We start from the raw sequence: 19,791 nt of genomic DNA, 5'->3' as shown, positions 1-19,791 counted from the left end.
ACGGTGCATAGCGTGCGCGGATGGAAGAACGCGTTGGCAAACGGGAGCCTGTGCCTCGCCTCCGTGATCCTCACCCTGCTCGCCCTCGAAGTGGCGACGCGGCTTTGGTACGCGCCGCATACGTTCTTCGACTGGACGAACCGGATCGAGGCCCATCGGCGCCACGACGTGAGTACCGACATCTACGATCCCGTCACCGGGTTCGGCGGCTCGCCCGCCTTCGTGTCGACGGCACCGGGCCGGGAGCAGCGGACGGTTCGACCGATGCCGGCGCTGCCGGCCGGTGCGGTGGCGGAGCCGCCGATCCTGACGACCGGCGATTCCTTCACCTTCGGCTGGGAGGTCGCCGACGGCGAGACCTGGCCCGCCTACCTGCAGCAGGACCTGCGCTGGCGGACCGTCAACGGCGGCGTCATGGGCTACGGGCTGGACCAGATCGTCCTGCGCACCGAGCTGCTGGTCCGCCAGGTCCGGCCGGCGGCCACGGTGGTGGCCTTCATCGCCGACGACATCCTGCGCAGCGAGATGAGCCGGATCTGGGACGTCGAGAAGCCCTACTTCGAGCGCGAGGGCGACCGCCTGGTCCTGCGCAACGCCCCACCGCCCGAGCCCGCGGTCGCCAACCGTCTGACGCTCGTGCAGCGGCTGCTGGGCTGGTCGGTCCTCTACGGCAAGGTCGTCACCAGGCTCGACGGCATCGAGACGGAGCCGGTCGGCCGCCGCGTCCGCGCCCTGCCGCGCGGCGCCGGCGAGGCGCTCGCCTGCCCCCTCATGCGCCGCCTCGCGGCGCTCGGCACCCCGACGCTGGTGGTCGCGCTGTACGAGCCGCGGGTCTGGACCGGGCCGCCCGCCGAATCCACCGAGCTGCGCCGCGTGAGCGCGGTCGTCGTGGCCTGCGCACGTGCCGCGGGGCTCCCGACCGTCGATCTCCACGACACGCTGGACAAAGCCATCCGCGAGCAGGGGTTCGGCGCGGTGTTCGGGCAGGGCACCGACCATCTCGATGCCCGGGGAAACCGGTTGGCGGGCGCGGCGATTGCCGCCGCCCTGCGTCCCCTGCTCCCGGCGCCGGCGACACGCTGACGCCGGCGTCTAACCCTTCTTGCCTCAACCCACGTCGGGCATCCGCTCCAGCAGCTTGTCGAGCGTGACGGGATAGTCGCGCACGCGAACGCCGGTAGCGTTGTAGACGGCGTTGGCCAGCGCCGCCGCGACGCCGCACAGGCCGAGCTCGCCCACCCCCTTGGCCTTCATGGGCGAGGACATCGGATCGGTCTCGTCGAGGAAGACCACGTCCTGGTGCGGGATGTCGGCATGGACGGGGACCTCGTAGCCGGCGAGATCGTGGTTCACGAAGAAGCCGCGCCGCTTGTCGACGGCCAGCTCCTCCATGAAGGCCGCGCCGACCCCCATGGTCATGGCGCCGATCACCTGGCTGCGCGCCGTCTTGGGATTCAGGATGCGGCCCGCCGCGCAGACCGCCAGCATGCGGCGCACGCGGATCTCGGCGGTGAAGGCATCGACGCCGACCTCGACGAAATGGGCGGCGAAGGTCGACTGCTGGTGGGTCTTGCCGAGGTCTCCGTACTCGATCGCATCCTCTCCCGTCAGCGGCCCGTCGGCGGCCGCCTGGGCCAGCGAAACGCGGCGATCGCCGCTTTGCACCATCCCGCCGTCGAATACCGCATCGGCGTGGTTCAGGCCGAGCTTGGCGGCGACCGCCTCGCGCAGCTTCACGCAGGCGGCATAGACGCCAGAAGTCGAATTGTTGGCGCCCCACTGCCCGCCCGACCCCGCCGAGACCGGGAAAGCCGAATCGCCCAGCCGCACCACGACCCTGTCGAGCGGCAGGCCCATCATCTCCGCCGCCGTCTGGGCGAGGATCGTGTAGGAGCCGGTGCCGATGTCGGTCATGTCGGTCTCGACCGTGACGACGCCCTGGGCGTCGAGCCGGGCTCGGGCGGCGGACTTGGTCAGCAGGTTGTTGCGGAAGCCGGCCGCCATGCCGAAGCCGACGCGCCAGCGGCCGTCGCGCTGCCGGCCGGGCTCGGCCTTGCGACGGTCCCAGCCGAAGCGCTCGGCACCGATGCGATAGCACTCGACGAGCTGTCGCTTCGAGAAGGGGCGCGACGGGTGCTCGGGATCGACCTGCGTGTCGTTGATCGCCCGGAACCGCGCCGGATCGAGCCCCAGCGTCTCGGCCATCTCGTCCATGGCGATCTCGAGCGCCATCATGCCGGGCGCTTCCCCCGGCGCCCGCATCGCATTGCCCTCCGGCAGGTCGAGTTCGGCAAGCCGCGTCGCGGTCATGCGATTGGCGCCGGCATAGAGGAGCCGCGTCTGGTTCGCGGCCGTCTCGGGCCCGCCGCCGGGCAGGTCGCCCGACCAGGTCTCGTGGGCGATGGCGGTTATCCTGCCGTCCTTTTCGGCACCGATGCGGATCCGCTGGATCGTCGCCGGCCGATGGGTCGTGTTGTTGATCGCGTAGGGCCGCGGCAGCGCCACCTTCACCGGTCGCCCGGCCGCCTTCGCTCCGAGCGCCGCCAGCACGGCGTCGGCGCGCACGAACAGCTTCGAGCCGAAGCCGCCGCCGATGAACGGCGAGATCAGCCGGACCTTGTCGGCCGGAAGGCCCAGGGTGAGGGCGACGTCGCCGCGCCCCCATTCGATCATCTGGTTGGAGGTCCACAGCGTCAGCGCATCGTCCTTCCACGCCGCCAGGGTCGCATGCGGCTCCATGGCGACGTGCGACTGGTCGGGCGTCGTATAGGTCTGGTCGAGGGTCACCGGCGCTTGCGCAAAAGCCGCCGCGAAATCGCCCGCTGCGGTATCGGGCGGCCCCTGTCCGTCGTCGGCCTTGGGCTTGGCGGCGGTGTCCTTGGCCGCCGCGAGGTCGAACCGGCCCTTGGTCTCGGCGTAGGTTACCTTCACCAGGGACGCCGCGGCGCGTGCCTGCTCGAAGGTCTCCGCGACGACGACACCGATCGCCTGGTGATAGTGCTCGATCTCGGGGCCACCGAGCAGCTTCGCGGTGTTGTTCTTGCCCTTGCCGAGCTTCCCGGCAGTCTCCGCCGTGACGATCGCCAGCACGCCGGGCGCGGCGCGCGCGGCCGCGAGGTCGATGGAAGCGATCCGTCCCTTGGCGATGGTGGCAACCAGCGGATAGCCGCAGGCCTGGTTCGCGACCACGCCATGCTGCTCGTAGGCATAGGGCGCGGTGCCGGTCGTCTTGAAGCGGCCGTCGATTCGATCGGTCGCGTGGCCGACCACGCGCAGGCGGTCGATGGGATTGGTGGTGGCGGGAGTGTCGAACTTCATGACTAATTCCTCGCTTCGGCGAGTACGGACGCCAGAGTCCGCTCGGCGAGCGGCACCTTGAATGCGTTGTCCTTCGTGGGCTTCGCGCCGGCCAGCAGTTCCGCGGCAGTCGCCTTGGCCCCGCGAGACAGAGCCTCATCGGCGGCGTCGACCCGCCATGGCTTGGGCGCCACGCCGCCCAGCGCCACCCGGCCCGTTCCGTCGGGCTGGACGACCGCCGCCACCGAGACCAGCGCGAAGGCGTAGGAGGCCCGATCGCGCACCTTGCGATAGAGCTGCCGGCCGCCGAGCGGCTTGGGCAAGGTAACGGCGGTGACCAGCTCGCCGGGCCGCAGGTCGGTCTCGATCTCCGGCGTCTCGCCGGGCAGGCGATGGAAGTCGGCGATGGCGATCCGGCGCGTGGCACCGTCCGGGTTCACCGTCTCGACGGTCGCGTCGAGGACCCGCATCGCCACCGCCATGTCGGACGAATGGGTGGCGATGCAGGCCTCGCTCGAGCCGATCACGGCGAGCGAGCGGCTGACGCCGCCCAGCGCCGAGCAGCCCGAGCCGGGGCTGCGCTTGTTGCACGGCTGGGCCGTGTCATAGAAGTACGGGCATCGGGTCCGCTGCAGCAGGTTGCCCGCAGTCGTCGCCTTGTTGCGCAACTGACCGGAGGCGCCCGCGACCAGGGCGCGGGACAGGACGCCGTAGTCGCGCCGCACGCGCGCGTCGGCGGCGAGATCGGTATTGCGCACCAGCGCCCCGACCCGCAGGCCGCCCTCCTCCGTCGGCTCGATCGTATCGAGCTTCAGCCGGTTCACGTCGACCAGATGCTCGGGCGTCTCGATCTCGAGCTTCATCAGGTCGAGGAGATTGGTGCCGCCGGCAATGAACCGGGCGCCTTGCTTCTCCGCGACGGCCTTCGCCGCCTCGGCTGGGCTGGCCGCGCGTTCGTAGGTGAAGGACTTCATGCCTTCCTCCCGGAGACCTCGACGATGGCCTCGACGATGTTGGAATAGGCGCCGCAGCGGCAGATGTTGCCGCTCATGCGCTCGCGCAACTCGCTGTCGGTGAGTTGCATCGGCGCCGTGAGGTCGGCCGTGACGTGGCTCGGGATGCCGGCCTTTATCTCCTCCAGCACAGCAACGCCGGAGCAGATCTGGCCGGACGTGCAGTAGCCGCACTGGTAGCCGTCGTGCTTCACGAACGCGGCCTGCATGGGATGAAGACTGCCGGGCTGGCCCAGACCCTCGATCGTCGTGATCTCTTCGCCGTCGTGCATGACGGCCAGCGACAGGCAGGAGTTGATGCGCCGGCCGTCCACGATCACCGTGCAGGCGCCGCACTGACCGTGGTCGCAGCCCTTCTTGGAACCGGTGAGGCGGAGGTGCTCGCGCAACGCGTCGAGCAGCGTCGTGCGCATGTCGAGCTCGAGCCGGCGGTCCTCCCCGTTCACGCGGAAGGAAACCGCCGCGTTCTCCGCTGCCCGGGCCGGGCCGCCGGATGGCGCGCCTGCGGGACTGCCCTGTGCCCGCGCGGTCGAGGAACGGGCGGCCGCAGCCGCGGCGGCGGTGGCGCCCACCCCCGTCAGCACCTCGCGTCGGCCGAAGTCTGGATGAAACGGGTTGCGCATGGGAACTCCTGCAGGCCGGGAGAATGTTCTGGCGGCGCGCAAACCCCTCGCCAGACGGGCGTTTGCCGGCGCATCCCTGTCTCAACCCGGCGCCGCCGCTCCAGTTCCCTTGGACCTTCGTCGGCCCCGTCAGGGCAGCCCTGCACCTTCGTGCAAGGACCGCCTCGTTCTTCCGGACCGGAAGCCCCTAGCGGGCAGCCTGCCGGCTGCGATGCCGGTCGAAAGCCGCGGCGAAGGTCCGCTTCACCGGTCCGCGGACCTGCACGAACTCGAGCTGTTCGCCCTCCGGACCCTTGCAGTAGATCAGCGACCAGCCGTTGGACTGGCCCTCGGTGATCTTGATGGTGTTGGCGCTCTGCGGCGCGGCCGTGCGCTCGGCCTCGGTCGTCACCGCCACGGTCCGGTTGGCCTTCACCTGGGTCATGCCGCGTCGCGCGCATTCGGTCTCGAGGTCGTGGATGAACTTGTCGAAGTCGACATCGTCGCGGATGTAGAAGCAGATGTGCATCGAGCGCGGATAGGCCGGGCTCATATGGTCGCGCGGCTCGGCCCAGCTGTCGCCGCTGCCCATCGGCTGGCCGGCATCGCGGTACTGCAGCAGCTCGATCACGACATTGTCGAACTGCACGAAGCGGACATCGAGCCGCTGCGTGCCGCCCTTGAGGTCGGGCACGCCGATGGTGCGCGGATCGACCTTGCGGTCGCGCGCCAGGATCTCCTGGTCGGCCAGCAGCGTGTAGTGGATCGGTGCGCCCTGGAAGTCGCCGTCGCGCATCACCTCGGTGCCGCCCAGAACCTCGGTGTAGAAGGCGAACGCGCGATCCATGTTCTGGACGGTGACGCCGAAATGCTGGACGCCCTGCAGGCGGGCGCCGAGCGGGCCGTCGTCGCGGCTCGCCTGCGCCAGGGCCGGCGTGGCCACGGCACCGCCGCCGGCCAGGATCATGCCGGCGGAACGCATGACGGTGCGCCGTCCGAGAGGGACCGGCTCGGATTCGGGTGTGCTCGACATCGCTGGGCCTCCTCATCGTGGAAACGCGCGACCGAGACATAGGCGACGGCCGGGCGGAGGGCCGGTTAAATGTGGTGAAATCCGCTGCCGGGCGACTCGCCCTTCGTTTAGATCGGAGCGCGGACCTCCAGGTCCGCATCATAATGAAGAGCGGACCTGGAGGTCCGCGCTCCATGAGGACGCGCTAGACGCCCGAAATGCGCAGCGGGGCGCGGCCGTGGTCGTTGGTCTCGGCGACCAGCCGGCGCAGCGCCGCGACGAAGCGGGCGCGCTCGCGCGGCGGCAGCGCGGCGACGGTGCGGTCGTGGGCGCGACGCGCCGCCGTCTCCATGCGCGCGAGGAGCCGCCGGCCGGACGCGGTCGGATGGACATGCTTCAGGCGCCGGTCCGCGCGGCCGGGCACGCGCCGCAGCAGGCCCCGCCGCGCGAGGCGGGCGACGACATTGGCCAGCGTGGCCCGGTCGACGCCGACCTCGCGGCCGAGCGCCGCCTGCTCCAGCCCCGGCTGGGCGGCGACGGCGCTGAGGATGCTGAACTGCACCGGCGTCACGTCGAACGCCGCGCATTCCTCGGCGAACAGCGACAGGTGGATCTGGTGAAGCCGCCGGATCAGGAATCCCGGCCGCGACGCCAGGGGGAACGAAGCCCGCCGGCTCATGGCGCCCGCGCCGGAACGGGGTTCAGGCGGCCGCGGCCATCGCGGTGCGCGGCAGAATCGCGGCGTCGGCGTCGAAGCGGCGGCCGGCGCGCAGGCAGAAGGCCGGGCGGAAAAGGCGCTCGGCCACGACCTTGCTGCCGTCGTTGGCCTCGAGCGGAAAGCGCCCGGTGAGGTCGTCGAGCACCGACACGTCGGCCTCGACGCCGGGCCTGAGCGTGCCGAGCGTGTCCGCCATGCCCAGCATCGCCGCGCAGTTGGAGGTGACCATGGGCACGACCTGCTCGAGCGACAGGCCGAGCGCCAGCATGCTGGTCATCGCCGAGGCCAGCGAGAAGTTCTGGTTGCCGGCGAAGAGATGCATCTCCTCCGTGTCGGGATGGATCTCCGGCGTGCCGCGCGGCTTGGGCACCTTGGTGTTGTAGCCGTGCATGTCGGCGCCCAGCGTGTCGGGCACGACGCCGGCATCGAGCGCCAGCCTCGCCATCGCGAAGGAGAAGTGCGAGCCGTGCCCGACATCGACCTTGAGCCCGCGCGCCAGCGCCTCGCGCACCGCCGGGTGCAGCCGGCCGTTGCGATCGACGAAGCCGCCGGGATGCCGCGTGAAGGGATGGGCGAGGATGTCGCCCGGCCGCAGGATCTCCAGCATGTCGGGCAGGACGGAATCGGGATCGTAGGATTCCTTGCCCTCCGGAAGCGCCCAGAGCTGGCCGAAGTGGATGTAGAGCGGCAGGTCGAGGCCGCGGGAGATCTTCGCCGCCTGGCGCATCGCCTCGTCGCCCCAGCGCGTGAAGCCGCCGATCTCGGCATGGCCCTTCACGCCGCGCACGAGGTCGGCATTCTCGCGGCCGGCGCGGATCGTGTCGTCGACGGCGATGCAGTCCGGCCGATAGAGTTCGGGGTAATAGTGGCCTTCGAGGCCGCCCACCATGTAGGCCGAGATGAAGGCCAGCACCCGCGTCGCCGAGGGCTTCACCACGTACTCGCGGAAACCCGGGAAGGTGAGCACCGACGGACCGCCCTGGTCGACCAGCGTGGTCACGCCGGAGTGGACGCCCACCATGTCGGCCTCCAGCCCGAAGCGGCCGCTGACGAAGCGGTAGACATGGGCGTGGGTGTCGATCATGCCGGGCAGCACCAGCTTGCCGCGAACGTCGGTGATCGTGCGCGCCTCGCCCGGCAGGTCCCTGCCCACCGCCGCGATGCGGCCGTCGCTCACCGCGACGTCGAGCAGACCGTCGAGACCCTGGGCCGGGTCGACGACCCGGCCACCGCGCAGGATGAGATCGTAGACCATGGTTCGCACGCGCTCCTTTGGGGCAAGCCTGCGATCATCTTGCGGCCGCGCCGCGGGGCGGGCAAGGCCACCTGCGATATTCGTCAGTATGCTGACGAATTGTGGATGGATAATCGTCAGCCTGCCGGCGATCTGGGCAGGCCTTTGCCTGCTGTCGAGGCAGCGGAACCGCTCGCGCCGCCTCCCCGTCTCAGGGCTTCGCGCAGGCCGGCACGTCGTGCATCTCCAGCGCGCGGAGATAGGCGGTGACGGTCACGACGCCGGCGTCGATGGCCAGACGGTCGATGACGCCGTTGTCGAAGACCTGGGCGCGCACCGAGATCGGCGGCTTCTGCTCCTGTCCGCCGACCCGCAGGATCGTCACGGCAACCGGCCACGAGCGCTCCGCCGGCACGGCAATGCGCTTCTCGGCCGGCGGCGTCGCCTGCAGCGTGTCGGCCTCGGCCTTCCTGACCTCGAACTCGATGGCCTTGCCGGCGCCGTCCGGCGTGAACATGGACAGCGGGAACGACGTGTCGCCGGCGGCGAGCCGGTCGACCAGGCTGGCGATGGCGGCGACCGGCAGCAGCGTCCCGCCCGGCAGCACCGACCGGTCGATGCCCTCGGGCGTCTCGACCGTCGCGCGCAGCGCCTCGCCGTCGCGCCGCACCTCGCCTTCCGTCTTGCGCTCGGCGCCGTTCACCGAGAGAAGCGAGCGATAGCTGAGCATGTCGCCGGCGCGGTCCTCCTCGCCGCTCGTCCTCAGCAGGACCTTGATCTGCAGCGACGGCGTCAGCGCCACCTCGGCCCGCACGTCGCGGCGGAAATGCCAGCCGTCGCACTCCAGGGTCACGTCCTGCACCGCCTTGCCGACCCGCGTCGCATTGGCCGCGGTGCCGAGCCGCAGGGAATACTCGGCGCGGTAGGGACGCAGCTCGGCCTGCGCCGCGTTTGCGCCGGCAAGTGCGAGCCAGGCGCCGGCGGCGAGCGCCAGCAGCGCGCGCCTTCCGGCACGCTTCACCTCCAGCTTCACCGGGCGAGCTCCGCCGGCGGCCGGGCCAGCAGCGCCGGCCGGAACAGGAGGGTGACCAGCAGCTCCCAGCCCAGCGAGATCATCAGCAGGCGGCCCATGCTGGCGGTGCCGGGATGGCTCGACAGCCACAGCGCGCCGAAGGCCGTCGCCGTGGTCAGCGCGCTGAACACGACGGCGCGCATCAGGCTCGACTGCAGCGGCGCCGTTTCGCCCGCCCGCCAGGCCATCACGAAGTAGATGTTGAAAGCGACGCCGACGCCGAACAGCAGTGGCAGCGCGATGATGTTGGCGAAGTTCAGCGGCAGATCGAGCAGGGCGCAGGTCGCGAAGGTCAGGAGCCCGCTCAGCACCACCGGCAGCATGGTCAGCACCACGTCGCGTACCCGGCGCAGGGTCACGGCGAGGATGACGATGATCGCCAGCGCCGCGTAGGCGCCGGCCTGCAGGAAGGAGGTGAGGATGGTGCCGCCGGCGGCGCGGATCGAGATCGGAACGCCGGTCGCGTCCGGATAGACGCTCTGGACGGCGCGCGAGAAGCGCAGCAGCGAGCCCTCGTCCTCCTTGCCCGGATGCGGGAAGAGCTGGATGCGGGCACGGCCGTCGGCGGCCAGCCAGGCATGGACGATGTCCGGCGGCAGCGTGTCGATCGCCACCGGTCCGGCCTGCAGCAATGCCCGCACGCGGCGCAGCGTCACCGCGATCGGCGTCGCCACCGCCGCCGCCACCGCGGCGCGCACCTCGGGAGCGGCCAGGGCCAGCTTCTCGAGGTCGTCGGCCAGCCGTCGCGCCATCACGGCCGGTTCCGTCGCCGTCTCGGCCGGCGCCACCGAACGCAGGGCCTGCGCCGTCGCGGTGATCGCCGCCCCGAGCTCGGCGTCGCCGGGCGCCGGCGCCGGCGGCCGATCGAGCATTGGCCCCAGCCGGGCGGCCGCCGCGCCGATCAGGGCGAGCTTGGGCGCCTGGTCGGCCGGCACGAAGCTCTGCAGCGTCACCGCGCGCGCGACTTCCGGGAGGGCGGCGAGCTTCTCCGCCAGGGCCGGCGCGGCCCCGAGCGAGGGCGCGAGCACGGCGATCGTGTTGGGCGTCCAGTCGGGATCGGTGGTCAGCGCCTGCAGCGTCGACATCGACTCGACCTCCGGGCTCTTGAGGTGCAGCGGGTCGAAGTCGAACCGGACGAACGGCAGCAACGCGGCCGAGCCCACGGCGAGGAGGAGACCGATGCCCAGCACGATGCGGCGATGGTGCGCCAGCGAGGCCTCGACCGGCGCCAGCCAGGGGTAGCCCATCTCGGCCATGCCCCGGCTGCGCGGGCGCACCACCGCCAGCAGCGCCGGCAGGAAGGTGACGCTGAGCACGAAGGCGATGCCCATGCCGATCCCGGCGATCACCCCCAGCTCGGCCACGCCGAGATAGCTGGTCGGCAGGAAGGCGAGGAAGCCGACGCCGATGGAGGCCGCGGCCAGGGCAAGCGGCCGGCCGACCCCCGCCCCCGCTGCGGTGAGCGCGTCGCGCAGCTCGTCGTGGAAGCGGCGCTCGGCCAGGAAGCGGACGCTGTACTGGATGCTGAAGTCGATGCCGAGGCCCACGAACAGCGGGATGAACGCGACAGAGATCACGTTCAGCCGGCCGGTGGCATAGAGGCCGAACGCGGTCGTGATGACCAGCCCGATGATGGTGGTGACCAGGATGGCCGCCTCGACGCGGACGGAGCGCACGGCCAGCCACAGGATGCCGACCAGCGCCGCGACCATCGCGAGCGCCAGCAAGTGCCCGTCCTTGGCCAGCGACGCGAACTCCTCGTCGCCCAGCGGCACCGGACCGGTCAGCCGGACCGTGACACCATGGTCGGCGTCGAGCCCCAGCTCGCGGGCGGTCGCGCGCACCGCCTCGCTCGCCTTCGCGCCCGGCTGCAGCTCGGTATAGTCCAGGACCGGCTTCACCACGATCACGCGCCGGGTCGGCTGCGAAAGGGTCGGGCCGCCGCCGATCAGGGGCTGCAGGGAGAAGGTCGCCATCCGGCCGGCCAGCGCGGCGTCCACCGTGCCGTCGAGCGCCGACATCACCGGCACCATGTCGGCCAGGCTCGCCTGGCCGCGGCGCACGCCTTCGAGACCGGCCTGCAAGCCGGTCAGCAGGCCGCGCAGAGACGGGTCGGCCGCCAGCGCGCCCAGGAAGAACTGCGCCCGCATCAACCCTTCCACGGTCGATCGCACCTGGTCGACGGGAAGGAACAGCAGGCCGTTCTTCTCGAAGAACGTGCCGCCGTCCGGCCGCTGCACCGAGCTGAAGCGCTGCGGCTGGGCGGCCAGCGCCGCGGCGAGCCGCGTGGCCGCGGCCTCGGCGACTTCCGGCGTCGCGCCGTCGACCACGACGATCGAGACCAGCTGCAGCGTCGGGAAGGCCTTCTCGTAGGCGAGCTCGCGCTGCCGCCAGTCCTGGTCCTCCGTGATCAGCTCGGTCACGTCCGTGGTCATGGCGAAGTGACCGGCGGCGTAGACCGCGCTGCCCGCCGTCGCGAGCAATCCCAGCAGGAGGACGACCAGCCGATGCCGCACGCAGGCGGCGACCAGGCGTCCGATAAACCAGCCGATCATGGCTGCCCTGCCGTGACGGGGGAACTCGCCCCCGACCGTCGCGGGCGGCGGGCCGCCGCGCCGGAGCACGGGGGGCCGGCCCCCCGGTCGTACGGGCCCGGCGGCGCGCCGATCCGGCCGCGCGGAGAGGGTCTTGAGTCTGCTGCCATCGAACTTCCTGAAACGCGCTCGCGACTTCACCGGTCGTGCGGCAAGCGGCCGCTCCGGGAGCGACCCCTGCCGCCTGCGTTCCTAAACACCCATTCAGTTGTGGGGAACCATCCGTCGTCGTCGAATCGCGGGTCCACGCCTGCGCGGTCGCGGAGGCTTGCGTCGGGCGCCACACTAGCGGACAATCTTTCGTGCCGGCAAATCTTCGCTACTGGCAATCTTCAGTGAGAGTGCGCAGGACCATCCGCCCGCCATTCTCCGCCGCTAGCGTGCCGCCGCCGAGCCACGGCATGCGTCGTTCAAGGAGTCCATCCGGATGCGGGTTATCCTGGCTCAGCCCCGGGGGTTTTGTGCCGGTGTCGTGCGGGCCATCGAGATCGTCGAACGCTCGCTCGAGAAGTTCGGCGCGCCGGTCTATGTGCGGCACGAGATCGTCCACAACCGCCACGTCGTCGAGACGCTCGAGCGCAAGGGCGCCATCTTCGTCGACGAGCTCCACGAGATCCCCGACGGCGCGGTGACCATCTTCAGCGCGCACGGCGTTGCCCAGACGGTCATCGACGAGGCGAAGTCGCGCGGCCTTCCGGTGCTCGACGCGACCTGCCCGCTGGTCACCAAGGTTCACCTGCAGGGCAAGCGCTACGTCGCGCGCGGCCGGGCCCTGATCCTCATCGGCCACGAAGGCCATCCCGAGGTCGAGGGCACGATCGGCCAGGTCGGCGGCCCCGTCCACCTGGTCTCCTCCACCCAGGACGTGGACCGGCTCGACCTGCCGGCCGACGCGCCGATCGCCTACGTGACCCAGACCACGCTCAGCGTCGACGACACGCGCGAGATCATCGCGGCTCTTCAGCGGCGTTTCCCGAACATCGAGGGACCTGACGTCGCCGACATCTGCTACGCCACCCAGCATCGCCAGTCGGCGGTGCGGGACCTCTGCCGCGTCGTCGACCTGCTGCTGGTGGTGGGCAGCCGCAACAGCTCCAACTCCAACCGGCTGCGCGAGATCGGCATCGAGCAGGGGCTGCCCAGCCACCTGATCGCCGACGGCAGCGAGCTCGACCCCGCCTGGCTCGCGGGCGTCGGCACGGTCGGATTGACGGCCGGTGCCTCGGCGCCGGAGGAGCTGGTGCTCGACGTGATCGAGGCGCTGCGTCATCACGGCGCGCTCGAGGTCGAGCCGATGGACGGGGTGCGCGAGGATGTCGAGTTCCGTCTTCCGGCGGAGCTGCGTGAGCGGACCAAAGAGCCGGTACGATAGGAGCAGGACGTTGGGTATTCCCCTGATGCAGGCCGCGCGCATCGGCGCTTATGTCGTTCGCCAGCACCTGACGGGCCGCAAGCGCTACCCGCTGGTGCTGATGCTGGAGCCGCTGTTCCGCTGCAACCTCGCCTGCGCCGGCTGCGGCAAGATCGACTATCCCGCCGAGATCCTCGACCAGCGCCTGTCCTACGACGAGTGCATGGAGGCGATCGACGAATGCGGCGCGCCGGTCATGTCGATCGCCGGCGGCGAGCCCCTGCTCCATCGCGAGATGCCGGCGATCGTGAAGGGCGCCCTGGCCCGCAAGAAGTTCGTCATCCTCTGCACCAACGCGCTGCTGCTGGCCAAGAAGATCGACGACTACGCGCCGCATCCCTCTTTCACCTGGTCGATCCATCTCGACGGCAACAAGGCGATGCACGACAAGTCGGTCTGCCAGGCCGGCACCTACGACAAGGCGGTCGAGGCGATCCGGCTGGCCAAGGCCAAGGGCTTCCGCGTCAGCATCAACTGCACGCTGTTCAACGACGCCGATCCCGAGGCGGTCGCCCGTTTCTTCGACGACATGCTGGCCGAAGGGCTGGACGGGATCACGGTCTCGCCGGGCTATGCCTACGAGCGGGCGCCGGACCAGCAGCACTTCCTGAATCGCACGCGCACCAAGGAGCTGTTCCGCGGCATCCTCGCGCGCGGCCGCGGCGGCAAGAAGTGGCCGTTCAGCCAGTCGATCAACTTCCTGAACTTCCTCGCCGGCAACACCGCCTACGAGTGCACCCCGTGGGGCAACCCGACGCGCACCGTGTTCGGCTGGCAGAAGCCCTGCTACCTGCTGGGCGAGGGCTATGCCCGCACCTTCCGCGAGCTGATGGACGACACGGCGTGGGACAATTACGGCGTCGGCAAGTACGAGAAGTGTGCCGACTGCATGGTCCACAGCGGCTTCGAAGCCTCGTCCGTGCGGGACATGATGAAGCATCCGCTGAAGGCCGCGGCGGTCGCGCTGCGCGGCGTGCGCACCGACGGGCCGATGGCCCCCGACCTGCCGCTCGACCGGCAGCGGCCGGCCGAGTTCGTCTTCTCGCGCCACGTCGAACGGAAGCTGACCGAGATTCGTGCCGACAAGGAACAGGCCAGGCCCCGCCCCCGCGCGGCCGCCGGCGCCCGCTAGCGCGATGATATGACCCTGCCAGGGTCGCGCCAATCCGTGGCGCGTCTTTGGAGCGCGGACCTCCAGGTCCGCATCATGATGACGAGCGGACCTGGAGGTCCGCGCTCCCGAAATAGAAGCACGAGCGCTTCGAGGTCGACGCAAACCACTCCAGCGCCCTGAAGGCGCGACCGGCCTCCAAGCCGGTGCGCAGCAGGGCCGGCAACTGCCACGGCGCCGCCGCGAGCGACCGCAGCACGGCGGCAAGATCGACGGCACCGTCGGCGCCGAGCCCGACGCGGGCGGCCGGCGGCAGGGTGCGGTCGGCGCCGTCGGAGAGCACGCGCGCCACCGCGAAAGGCCGTCCGTGACGCCGGGCCACGCGGGCGGCGACGTGCGATTCCATGTCGACGGCGAGCGCCCCGGTGGCGCGGTGCAGCGCCGCCTTCTCCGCCGCGGTGGCGGCCACGCCGTCCTGGCCCAGCACCGGGCCGCGCCGCGCCTCGGGCAGCGCCGCGGCAAGCCGCGCGGTCCAGCCGGCATCGGTCGCGACCGTCGTTCCGCGATCGACCACGGCGTCGGCGACCACCCAGTCGCCGGCGCTGAGGCCGGGCGCCAGCCCGCCCGCGATGCCCAGGCTGACGATGCCGTCGACGCCCGCGGCAAGACGCGCGGCCTCTTCTTCCAGCCGCGCGCTGTCGCCGCCGCCGGCCAGGGTCTCGATGCCGGGGCCGGCCAGCAGGCGGCATTCGCGCTGCAGGCCGGCGACCACCAGCACCTTCACAGGCCGTGGCCCACGTGCCGGCTGTTGGCGCGCCGGAGGTTGCGGTAGCGCGCCAGCGCCCAGAGCGGGAAGTACTTCGCGTAGCCGTGATAGCGGAGATAGAAGACGCGCGGGAAGCCGCCGCCGGTATAGGCGTCCTGGTGCCACAGCCCGTCGGCGCCCTGGGCTCGCTGCAGCCAGGCGATGCCGGCGGCGACCGCAGGATGATCGGCCTGCCCTGCCGCCATCAGGCCAAGCAGGGCCCAGGCGGTCTGCGAGGCATTCGAGGGCGCAGGCTCGTGGCCGCGATAGTCGAGGCGATAGCTGGTGCAGTCCTCGCCCCAGCCGCCGTCCCCGTTCTGGATCGAGACCAGCCAGTCGGCCGCCTTGCGCACCATCGGCGCGTCGGCATCGAGGCCGACGGCGTTGAGCGCGCACAGGACCGACCAGGTGCCGTAGATGTAGTTGACGCCCCAGCGGCCGAACCAGCTCCCGTCCGGCATCTGCTCGCGCGCCAGGTACTCGATCGACGCCGCGAGTGCGCGGTCGTTGGCCGGCTGCGCGCCGAGCTGGGCCAGCATGCCGATGCAGCGCGCCGTCACGTCGGCGGTCGGCGGGTCGAGCAGCGCGCCGTGGTCGGCGAAGGGAATGTTGTTCAGGTAGTGGTCGACATTGTCGGCATCGAAGGCGGCCCAGCCGCCGTTGCCGCTCTGCAGGCCGCGGATCCATTCGACGCCGCGCGCGATCGGCTGCTCGTACGCTGTGCCGGCCGGCGCCTCGCGCCGCAGGCGGTCCATGGCCATCACCACGACGGCGGTGTCGTCGAGGTCGGGATAGTGCGGGTTGGCATACTGGAAGGCCCAGCCGCCCGGCCGCACGTCGGGACGACGCTCGGCCCAGTCGCCCTTCACCTCGAGCTCCTGGCGCGGCAGCAGCCAGTCGAGCCCGCGCCGCACGGCGGCGACGGCGGCCGGACCCTGCGCCTCCATCAGCGCGTGGCTGGCGAGCGCGGTGTCCCAGACCGGCGACACGCAGGGCTGGCAGTAGGCCTCGTCCTCGCGCTGCACCAGCAGCAGCTCGACCGAGCGGCGGGCGAGCGCGCGCTGCGGATGCTCCGGCGCATAGCCCAGCGCGTCGTACATCATCACGGCGTTGGCCATGGCGGGATATATGGCGCCGAGCCCGTCCTCGCCGTTCAGCCGCTCGCCGACGAAGGCGACGCAACGGTCGATGGCGCGCCGCCGCAGGCCGCGCGGCCACAGCGGCTCGACCGCCTTCAGCACCCGGTCGAGGCCGTTGAAGAAGATTCCCCAGCCGCGATGCTGATGCGGCGCGAGCTTCTGGCCGATCGGCGCGCCGGCCACGAACAGCTCGGCGATACCGATGCCGCGCGGGTTGCGCGCCCGCACGCGCAGGGCCGCCAGGACCAGCAGCGGCACGATGACGGTGCGCGCCCAGTAGGACATGCGCGACAGGTGGATGGGGAACCAGCGCGGCAGCAGGATCAGCTCGACCGGCAGGGTCGGCACGTGCGCCCAGGAAAGCTGGCCGTACATGGCGAGCAGCAGCCGGGTGAAGACGTTGGCTTGGCCAGCGCCGCCATGGGCCAGGATCGCCGACCGCGCCCGCGCCATGTGCGGCGCGTCGGCCGGGTCGCCGATCATCCTGAGGCAGAAATAGGCCTTCACCGACGCGCTGATGTCGAAAGCGCCATCATGGAACAGCGGCCAGCCGCCATGCTCGCCCTGGATACGGCGCAGATAGGCGCCGATCCGGCGCTCGAGCGCGGGATCGTCGGGCTCGCCGAGATGGTGGCGCAGCAGCACGTACTCGGACGGGATCGTGGCATCCGCCTCGAGCTCGAACACCCAGTGGCCGTCGGCGCGCTGCTGGCCGAGCAGCGCCTCGGTGGCGCGGCCGATCGCGGCGTCGAGGCCTTCGATCGGCGGCGGCACGGTGGCCGTGTCGCTCATGCCGCCCTCGCGAGCGGCGGCGCCAGGACCTGTGCGGCAGCGGCCTCGCCGGAGCGTAGCGCGCCCTCGATGGTCGCCGGCAGGCCGGTGGCGGTCCAGTCGCCGGCCAGGAAAAGGTTGGCCCACGCCGTGCGCGCCGCCGGCCGCCGCACCTCCTGGTCCGGGGTCGGCGCGAAGGTCGCGCGCTTCTCCTTGACGATGCGCCAGGCCGGCGGCTCCTCGGGCGGGAGGTCGAGGGCGGCCGTCACGTCGCGCCACAGGAGCGGCGCCAATTCCTCGGCGTCGCGGTCGACGAGGTGGTCGGCGGCGCTCACCGTGACCGACAGCCGGTCGCCGAAGGCGAAGACCCAGTCGGCGGTGGCGCCCACGAGGCCGATCATCGCCGGCGCGCCGGGCGGCGCGCTGCGGCGGTAGTGGGCGTTCACGATGGCGCGGAAGGAGTCGGGCGCGACGAGGCCGGGCAGCAGCTTCGGCGCCACCCAGGGCGGCACGGCCAGGATGACGCGGTCGTCGGGCCCCAGCGTCTCCTCGCCGTCGTCGAAGGCGAGCGAGCGCACCCTGCCCGCCTCGAGGCCGATGCCGCGCAGCGTGCGGCCGAAGCGGATCCCGGCGCCGTGCCGGGCCAACAGCCCGAGGGCGGGATCGACGAAGGCGGCGGCCAGGGTCGGCGTCGCCAGCAGCGGCCGCGTATAGCGTCCGCCGCGCCCCAGCGTCTCGCGCACCACGGCACCGGCGAGGTCGGCGGCCGCCTCCTCGGGCGCGGTGTTGAGCGCCGAGACGAAGAGCGGGCGCAGGAACGACTCCCACAGCACGCCCTCGCAACGAATCACCTCGTCGAGCCGTCGGCCGGGATGGCGGCGCATCAGCACCGCCAGGGACAGGTAGTCGCCCAGCCGCGTGTCCGGCACGCGCCGGCGCGCGTCGAGCAGCCACCAGGGCAGGCGCCCCTCGCTGGGCCGCAGCGTCCAGCGCCGGCCACGCGCGAGATCGAGGAAGGGAAACTCGGCGCGATCCGGTCCGGTCAGCGACGACCGCGCACCGATCGCCTCGACATAGCGCTCGACCGCGCCGTTGCCCGACAGGACGAGATGGTTGCCGTTGTCGATCGCCATCCCGAGCCGCTCGTCATGATACGAGCGGCAGCGGCCGCCGGCCTGGCGCGCGGCTTCGGACAGGACCAAGCGCACGCCGCGCCGCGCCAGCGCGACGGAAGCCGACAGGCCGGCCAGGCCGGCGCCGATCACATGAACGCTTCCGCTCATGGCAGCAGGCAGCAGCGCGCGACGATGGCCAGCAGGCGCGGCTTGCCGATACGCGCGCGCCGGCGCGGCGGCGCCCAGCCCATCGTCCGCATGTCGTCGAGGAGCGCGCGATAAACGGCCGCCATCAGCCGCGGCGCCAGCAGGCGGCCCCGGGGCCGCGAGCGCAGCAGCGCTTCGGCTTCGGCGAAATGGCGGGCGGCATCGTCGGCGAGGCGGCGGCAGGCGGCGTCGACGCGGCGATCTGCGACCACCGTGGCGGGATCGTCGCTCTCGATGCCAGCCTCGCGCAGCCGCTCGCGCGGCAGGTAGAGGCGCCCCATGGCGGCATCCTCGTCGAGATCGCGCAGGATGTTCGTGAGCTGCAGCGCGTGGCCGAGGCTTGCCGCGAGCGCGTGCCCCGGCGCCTCGTCCATGCCGAACACGCGCACCGACAGGCGCCCGACCGCGCCCGCGACGCGGCTGCAATAGAGGTCGAGGGTGGCGAGGTCGGGCGCCCTGATGTCGGCCGCGACATCCATCTCCATGCCGTCGACCACCGCCAGGAAGTCGGCGAGCGCCAGGCCGAAGCGCTTCACGGGACCGGCCAGGAAGGCCGCCTGTCCCGCCGCGCCGCCGTCGTAGAGCGCGGCGAGATCCCGGCGCCAGCCCGCCAGCGCGGTGGCGCGCTCGGGCCGCGGCCGCGTGCCGTCGTCGGCGATGTCGTCGACCAGGCGGCAGAACACGTAGATCGCGAACATGGCTTCGCGCTCGGCCTTCGGCATCAGCCGCATGGCCGTGTAGAACGAGCTGCCGGAAACCTGCTGGGCCAGCGCCGCGGTGTCGGGAGCCGCCATGCTCATCCGCGCCCGCCCTGGAGGCCGGCGCGTCCCGGCGCCAGGAGACGGCGCGTGCGCTGCCCGGCGACGCGCAGCACGCCGCGCAGCGCCAGTCCCGCCGCCTCGATCCCGCGATGATGGACGCGCTCCGAAAGCGGGTCGCGGCGCGTCAGGCGGAGCGCCAGGCTCTCGGCCAGCGACTGGATCACGCCGACCTCGAGCGCCAGCCGGCGGTCGGCGATGCCGCCGGCGAAAGGCCGCGCCTCGGCGAGCAGGCCCCCGGTGCGCCGCGCCAGCGCCACGATGACGCTGCGCAGTCCGGGTGCGGCATGCGACGCGCCCAGCGCCTCCACCGTGACGCCCTGCCCGGCCAGCATGTCCTGCGGGAGATAGACGCGATCGAGCGCACGCCAGTCCTTGGCGCAATCCTGGACGTGGTTGATGACCTGCAGCGCGGCACAGAGGGCGTCGTTGACCGGCCACAGCGAGCGCGGCTCCCCGTGCAGGTCGAGCACGAAGCGACCAACCGGCGCCGCCGAGTACCGGCAATAGTCCATCAGCTCCGACCAGTCGCCATAGCGGCGCTGGGTGACGTCGCGGCGGAAGGCCACCAGCAGGTCGAGTGCATGGCGGTCGCTGAGGCCGCGCGCCTGCAGCGCCTCGCGCAACGCGGCGCCCTCGGCGGCGCCGGCGTGGCCGGCCAGCCCCGCCTCCAGCCGGTCGAGCGCCGCGAGCTTGGCCGACGGCTCGGCCGTCTCGTGGTCCGCGACATCGTCGGCGGCGCGCGCGAAACGGTAGAAGGCGAGGATGGCCGGACGCAGCTCGCGCCGCACCAGCCGCGAGGCGACCGGGAAATTCTCGTCGCGATGGTCCTTGCCCGAGGCGAAGGCAGCAGCGTCGCTCATGAGGCGCCC

Annotated in this window: 16 protein-coding genes; 3 read left to right on the top strand and 13 right to left on the bottom strand. The window is 71.8% G+C overall.

Features of this window, described 5'->3' with window-relative positions:
* The first annotated feature begins 33 nt into the window (after positions 1–33).
* Positions 34–1,083 (top strand): hypothetical protein, encoded by a 1,050-nt coding sequence (locus ACO073_RS30585; RefSeq protein ID WP_422003280.1) that lies wholly within the window; start codon positions 34–36, stop codon positions 1,081–1,083.
* A gap of 24 nt (positions 1,084–1,107) precedes the next feature.
* Here the strand turns inward: ACO073_RS30585 and paoC are convergent, their stop codons facing one another.
* The 8 genes from paoC to ACO073_RS30545 all read right to left on the bottom strand — a co-directional run bounded on the left by paoC (position 1,108) and on the right by ACO073_RS30545 (position 11,503).
* Positions 1,108–3,318 (bottom strand): aldehyde oxidoreductase molybdenum-binding subunit PaoC, encoded by a 2,211-nt coding sequence (gene paoC, locus ACO073_RS30580; protein WP_422003278.1) that lies wholly within the window; start codon positions 3,316–3,318, stop codon positions 1,108–1,110.
* A gap of 2 nt (positions 3,319–3,320) precedes the next feature.
* Complete coding sequence (locus tag ACO073_RS30575) at positions 3,321–4,271, bottom strand: FAD binding domain-containing protein (RefSeq protein ID WP_422003277.1); 951 nt, start codon at positions 4,269–4,271, stop codon at positions 3,321–3,323.
* Complete coding sequence (gene paoA, locus ACO073_RS30570) at positions 4,268–4,933, bottom strand: aldehyde dehydrogenase iron-sulfur subunit PaoA (protein WP_422003276.1); 666 nt, start codon at positions 4,931–4,933, stop codon at positions 4,268–4,270. The genes ACO073_RS30575 and paoA overlap by 4 nt, the downstream gene beginning before the upstream one ends.
* Before the next feature lie 187 nt (positions 4,934–5,120).
* Positions 5,121–5,945, bottom strand: coding sequence for a VOC family protein (locus ACO073_RS30565; RefSeq protein WP_422003275.1), 825 nt, complete (start codon positions 5,943–5,945; stop codon positions 5,121–5,123).
* Between the two features lie 184 nt (positions 5,946–6,129).
* The gene (locus ACO073_RS30560) at positions 6,130–6,603 is read right to left on the bottom strand and encodes a MarR family winged helix-turn-helix transcriptional regulator (protein WP_422003273.1); all 474 of its coding nucleotides are present in this window, start codon (positions 6,601–6,603) and stop codon (positions 6,130–6,132) included.
* Between the two features lie 22 nt (positions 6,604–6,625).
* Positions 6,626–7,897 (bottom strand): amidohydrolase/deacetylase family metallohydrolase, encoded by a 1,272-nt coding sequence (locus ACO073_RS30555; protein ID WP_422003271.1) that lies wholly within the window; start codon positions 7,895–7,897, stop codon positions 6,626–6,628.
* A 190-nt stretch (positions 7,898–8,087) separates the two neighbouring features.
* Positions 8,088–8,909 carry an EipB family protein gene (locus ACO073_RS30550; RefSeq protein WP_422003270.1) on the bottom strand — a complete coding sequence of 274 codons (822 nt, stop codon included), beginning with the start codon at positions 8,907–8,909 and terminating at the stop codon, positions 8,088–8,090.
* Positions 8,906–11,503: an MMPL family transporter gene (locus ACO073_RS30545; protein WP_422003268.1), complete on the bottom strand. Its 2,598-nt coding sequence runs from the start codon at positions 11,501–11,503 to the stop codon at positions 8,906–8,908. The genes ACO073_RS30550 and ACO073_RS30545 overlap by 4 nt, the downstream gene beginning before the upstream one ends.
* Positions 11,504–11,969: 466 nt before the next feature.
* Between ACO073_RS30545 and ispH the strand changes: the two genes are divergently transcribed.
* Together ispH and hpnH are read left to right on the top strand one after the other, a co-directional pair.
* A complete protein-coding gene (gene ispH, locus ACO073_RS30540) occupies positions 11,970–12,914 on the top strand; it encodes a 4-hydroxy-3-methylbut-2-enyl diphosphate reductase (protein WP_422003266.1) in 945 nt (314 codons plus the stop codon).
* A gap of 10 nt (positions 12,915–12,924) precedes the next feature.
* On the top strand, positions 12,925–14,085 hold the full coding sequence (hpnH, locus tag ACO073_RS30535) for an adenosyl-hopene transferase HpnH (RefSeq protein ID WP_422003264.1): 1,161 nt from the start codon (positions 12,925–12,927) through the stop codon (positions 14,083–14,085).
* Between the two features lie 73 nt (positions 14,086–14,158).
* Here hpnH and ACO073_RS30530 read toward each other — a convergent pair whose 3' ends face one another.
* The 5 genes from ACO073_RS30530 to hpnC are packed head-to-tail and all read right to left on the bottom strand — an operon-like array spanning position 14,159 to position 19,782.
* A complete protein-coding gene (locus ACO073_RS30530) occupies positions 14,159–14,848 on the bottom strand; it encodes a phosphorylase (RefSeq protein WP_422003262.1) in 690 nt (229 codons plus the stop codon).
* Positions 14,845–16,800, bottom strand: a complete 1,956-nt coding sequence (gene shc, locus ACO073_RS30525; protein WP_422003261.1) for a squalene--hopene cyclase — start codon at positions 16,798–16,800, stop codon at positions 14,845–14,847. Before shc ends, ACO073_RS30530 begins: the two co-directional genes overlap by 4 nt.
* Positions 16,797–18,062, bottom strand: coding sequence for a hydroxysqualene dehydroxylase HpnE (hpnE, locus tag ACO073_RS30520; RefSeq protein WP_422003259.1), 1,266 nt, complete (start codon positions 18,060–18,062; stop codon positions 16,797–16,799). The genes shc and hpnE overlap by 4 nt, the downstream gene beginning before the upstream one ends.
* Positions 18,059–18,901: a presqualene diphosphate synthase HpnD gene (gene hpnD / locus ACO073_RS30515; RefSeq protein ID WP_422003257.1), complete on the bottom strand. Its 843-nt coding sequence runs from the start codon at positions 18,899–18,901 to the stop codon at positions 18,059–18,061. The genes hpnE and hpnD overlap by 4 nt, the downstream gene beginning before the upstream one ends.
* Positions 18,898–19,782, bottom strand: coding sequence for a squalene synthase HpnC (gene hpnC, locus ACO073_RS30510; protein WP_422003255.1), 885 nt, complete (start codon positions 19,780–19,782; stop codon positions 18,898–18,900). Before hpnC ends, hpnD begins: the two co-directional genes overlap by 4 nt.
* Between the last annotated feature and the right edge of the window lie 9 nt (positions 19,783–19,791).

It is taken from the genome of Reyranella sp., assembly GCF_965229815.1.
GTDB lineage: Bacteria > Pseudomonadota > Alphaproteobacteria > Reyranellales > Reyranellaceae > Reyranella.
The sequence above is the reverse complement of the archived record's forward strand: the minus strand, read 5'-3'. Positions and strand labels throughout refer to the sequence as shown.

What these genes read in the sequence shown, in the direction of transcription:
- shc (WP_422003261.1), bottom strand. Translation starts at nt 16,800, where the DNA reads ATGAGCGACACGGCCACCGTGCCGCCGCCGATCGAAGGCCTCGACGCC.
- ACO073_RS30575 (WP_422003277.1), bottom strand. Translation starts at nt 4,271, where the DNA reads ATGAAGTCCTTCACCTACGAACGCGCGGCCAGCCCAGCCGAGGCGGCG.
- ACO073_RS30565 (WP_422003275.1), bottom strand. Translation starts at nt 5,945, where the DNA reads ATGTCGAGCACACCCGAATCCGAGCCGGTCCCTCTCGGACGGCGCACC.
- ACO073_RS30545 (WP_422003268.1), bottom strand. Translation starts at nt 11,503, where the DNA reads ATGATCGGCTGGTTTATCGGACGCCTGGTCGCCGCCTGCGTGCGGCAT.
- hpnD (WP_422003257.1), bottom strand. Translation starts at nt 18,901, where the DNA reads ATGAGCATGGCGGCTCCCGACACCGCGGCGCTGGCCCAGCAGGTTTCC.
- hpnC (WP_422003255.1), bottom strand. Translation starts at nt 19,782, where the DNA reads ATGAGCGACGCTGCTGCCTTCGCCTCGGGCAAGGACCATCGCGACGAG.
- ispH (WP_422003266.1), top strand. Translation starts at nt 11,970, where the DNA reads ATGCGGGTTATCCTGGCTCAGCCCCGGGGGTTTTGTGCCGGTGTCGTG.
- paoC (WP_422003278.1), bottom strand. Translation starts at nt 3,318, where the DNA reads ATGAAGTTCGACACTCCCGCCACCACCAATCCCATCGACCGCCTGCGC.
- hpnE (WP_422003259.1), bottom strand. Translation starts at nt 18,062, where the DNA reads ATGAGCGGAAGCGTTCATGTGATCGGCGCCGGCCTGGCCGGCCTGTCG.
- ACO073_RS30555 (WP_422003271.1), bottom strand. Translation starts at nt 7,897, where the DNA reads ATGGTCTACGATCTCATCCTGCGCGGTGGCCGGGTCGTCGACCCGGCC.
- ACO073_RS30560 (WP_422003273.1), bottom strand. Translation starts at nt 6,603, where the DNA reads ATGAGCCGGCGGGCTTCGTTCCCCCTGGCGTCGCGGCCGGGATTCCTG.
- paoA (WP_422003276.1), bottom strand. Translation starts at nt 4,933, where the DNA reads ATGCGCAACCCGTTTCATCCAGACTTCGGCCGACGCGAGGTGCTGACG.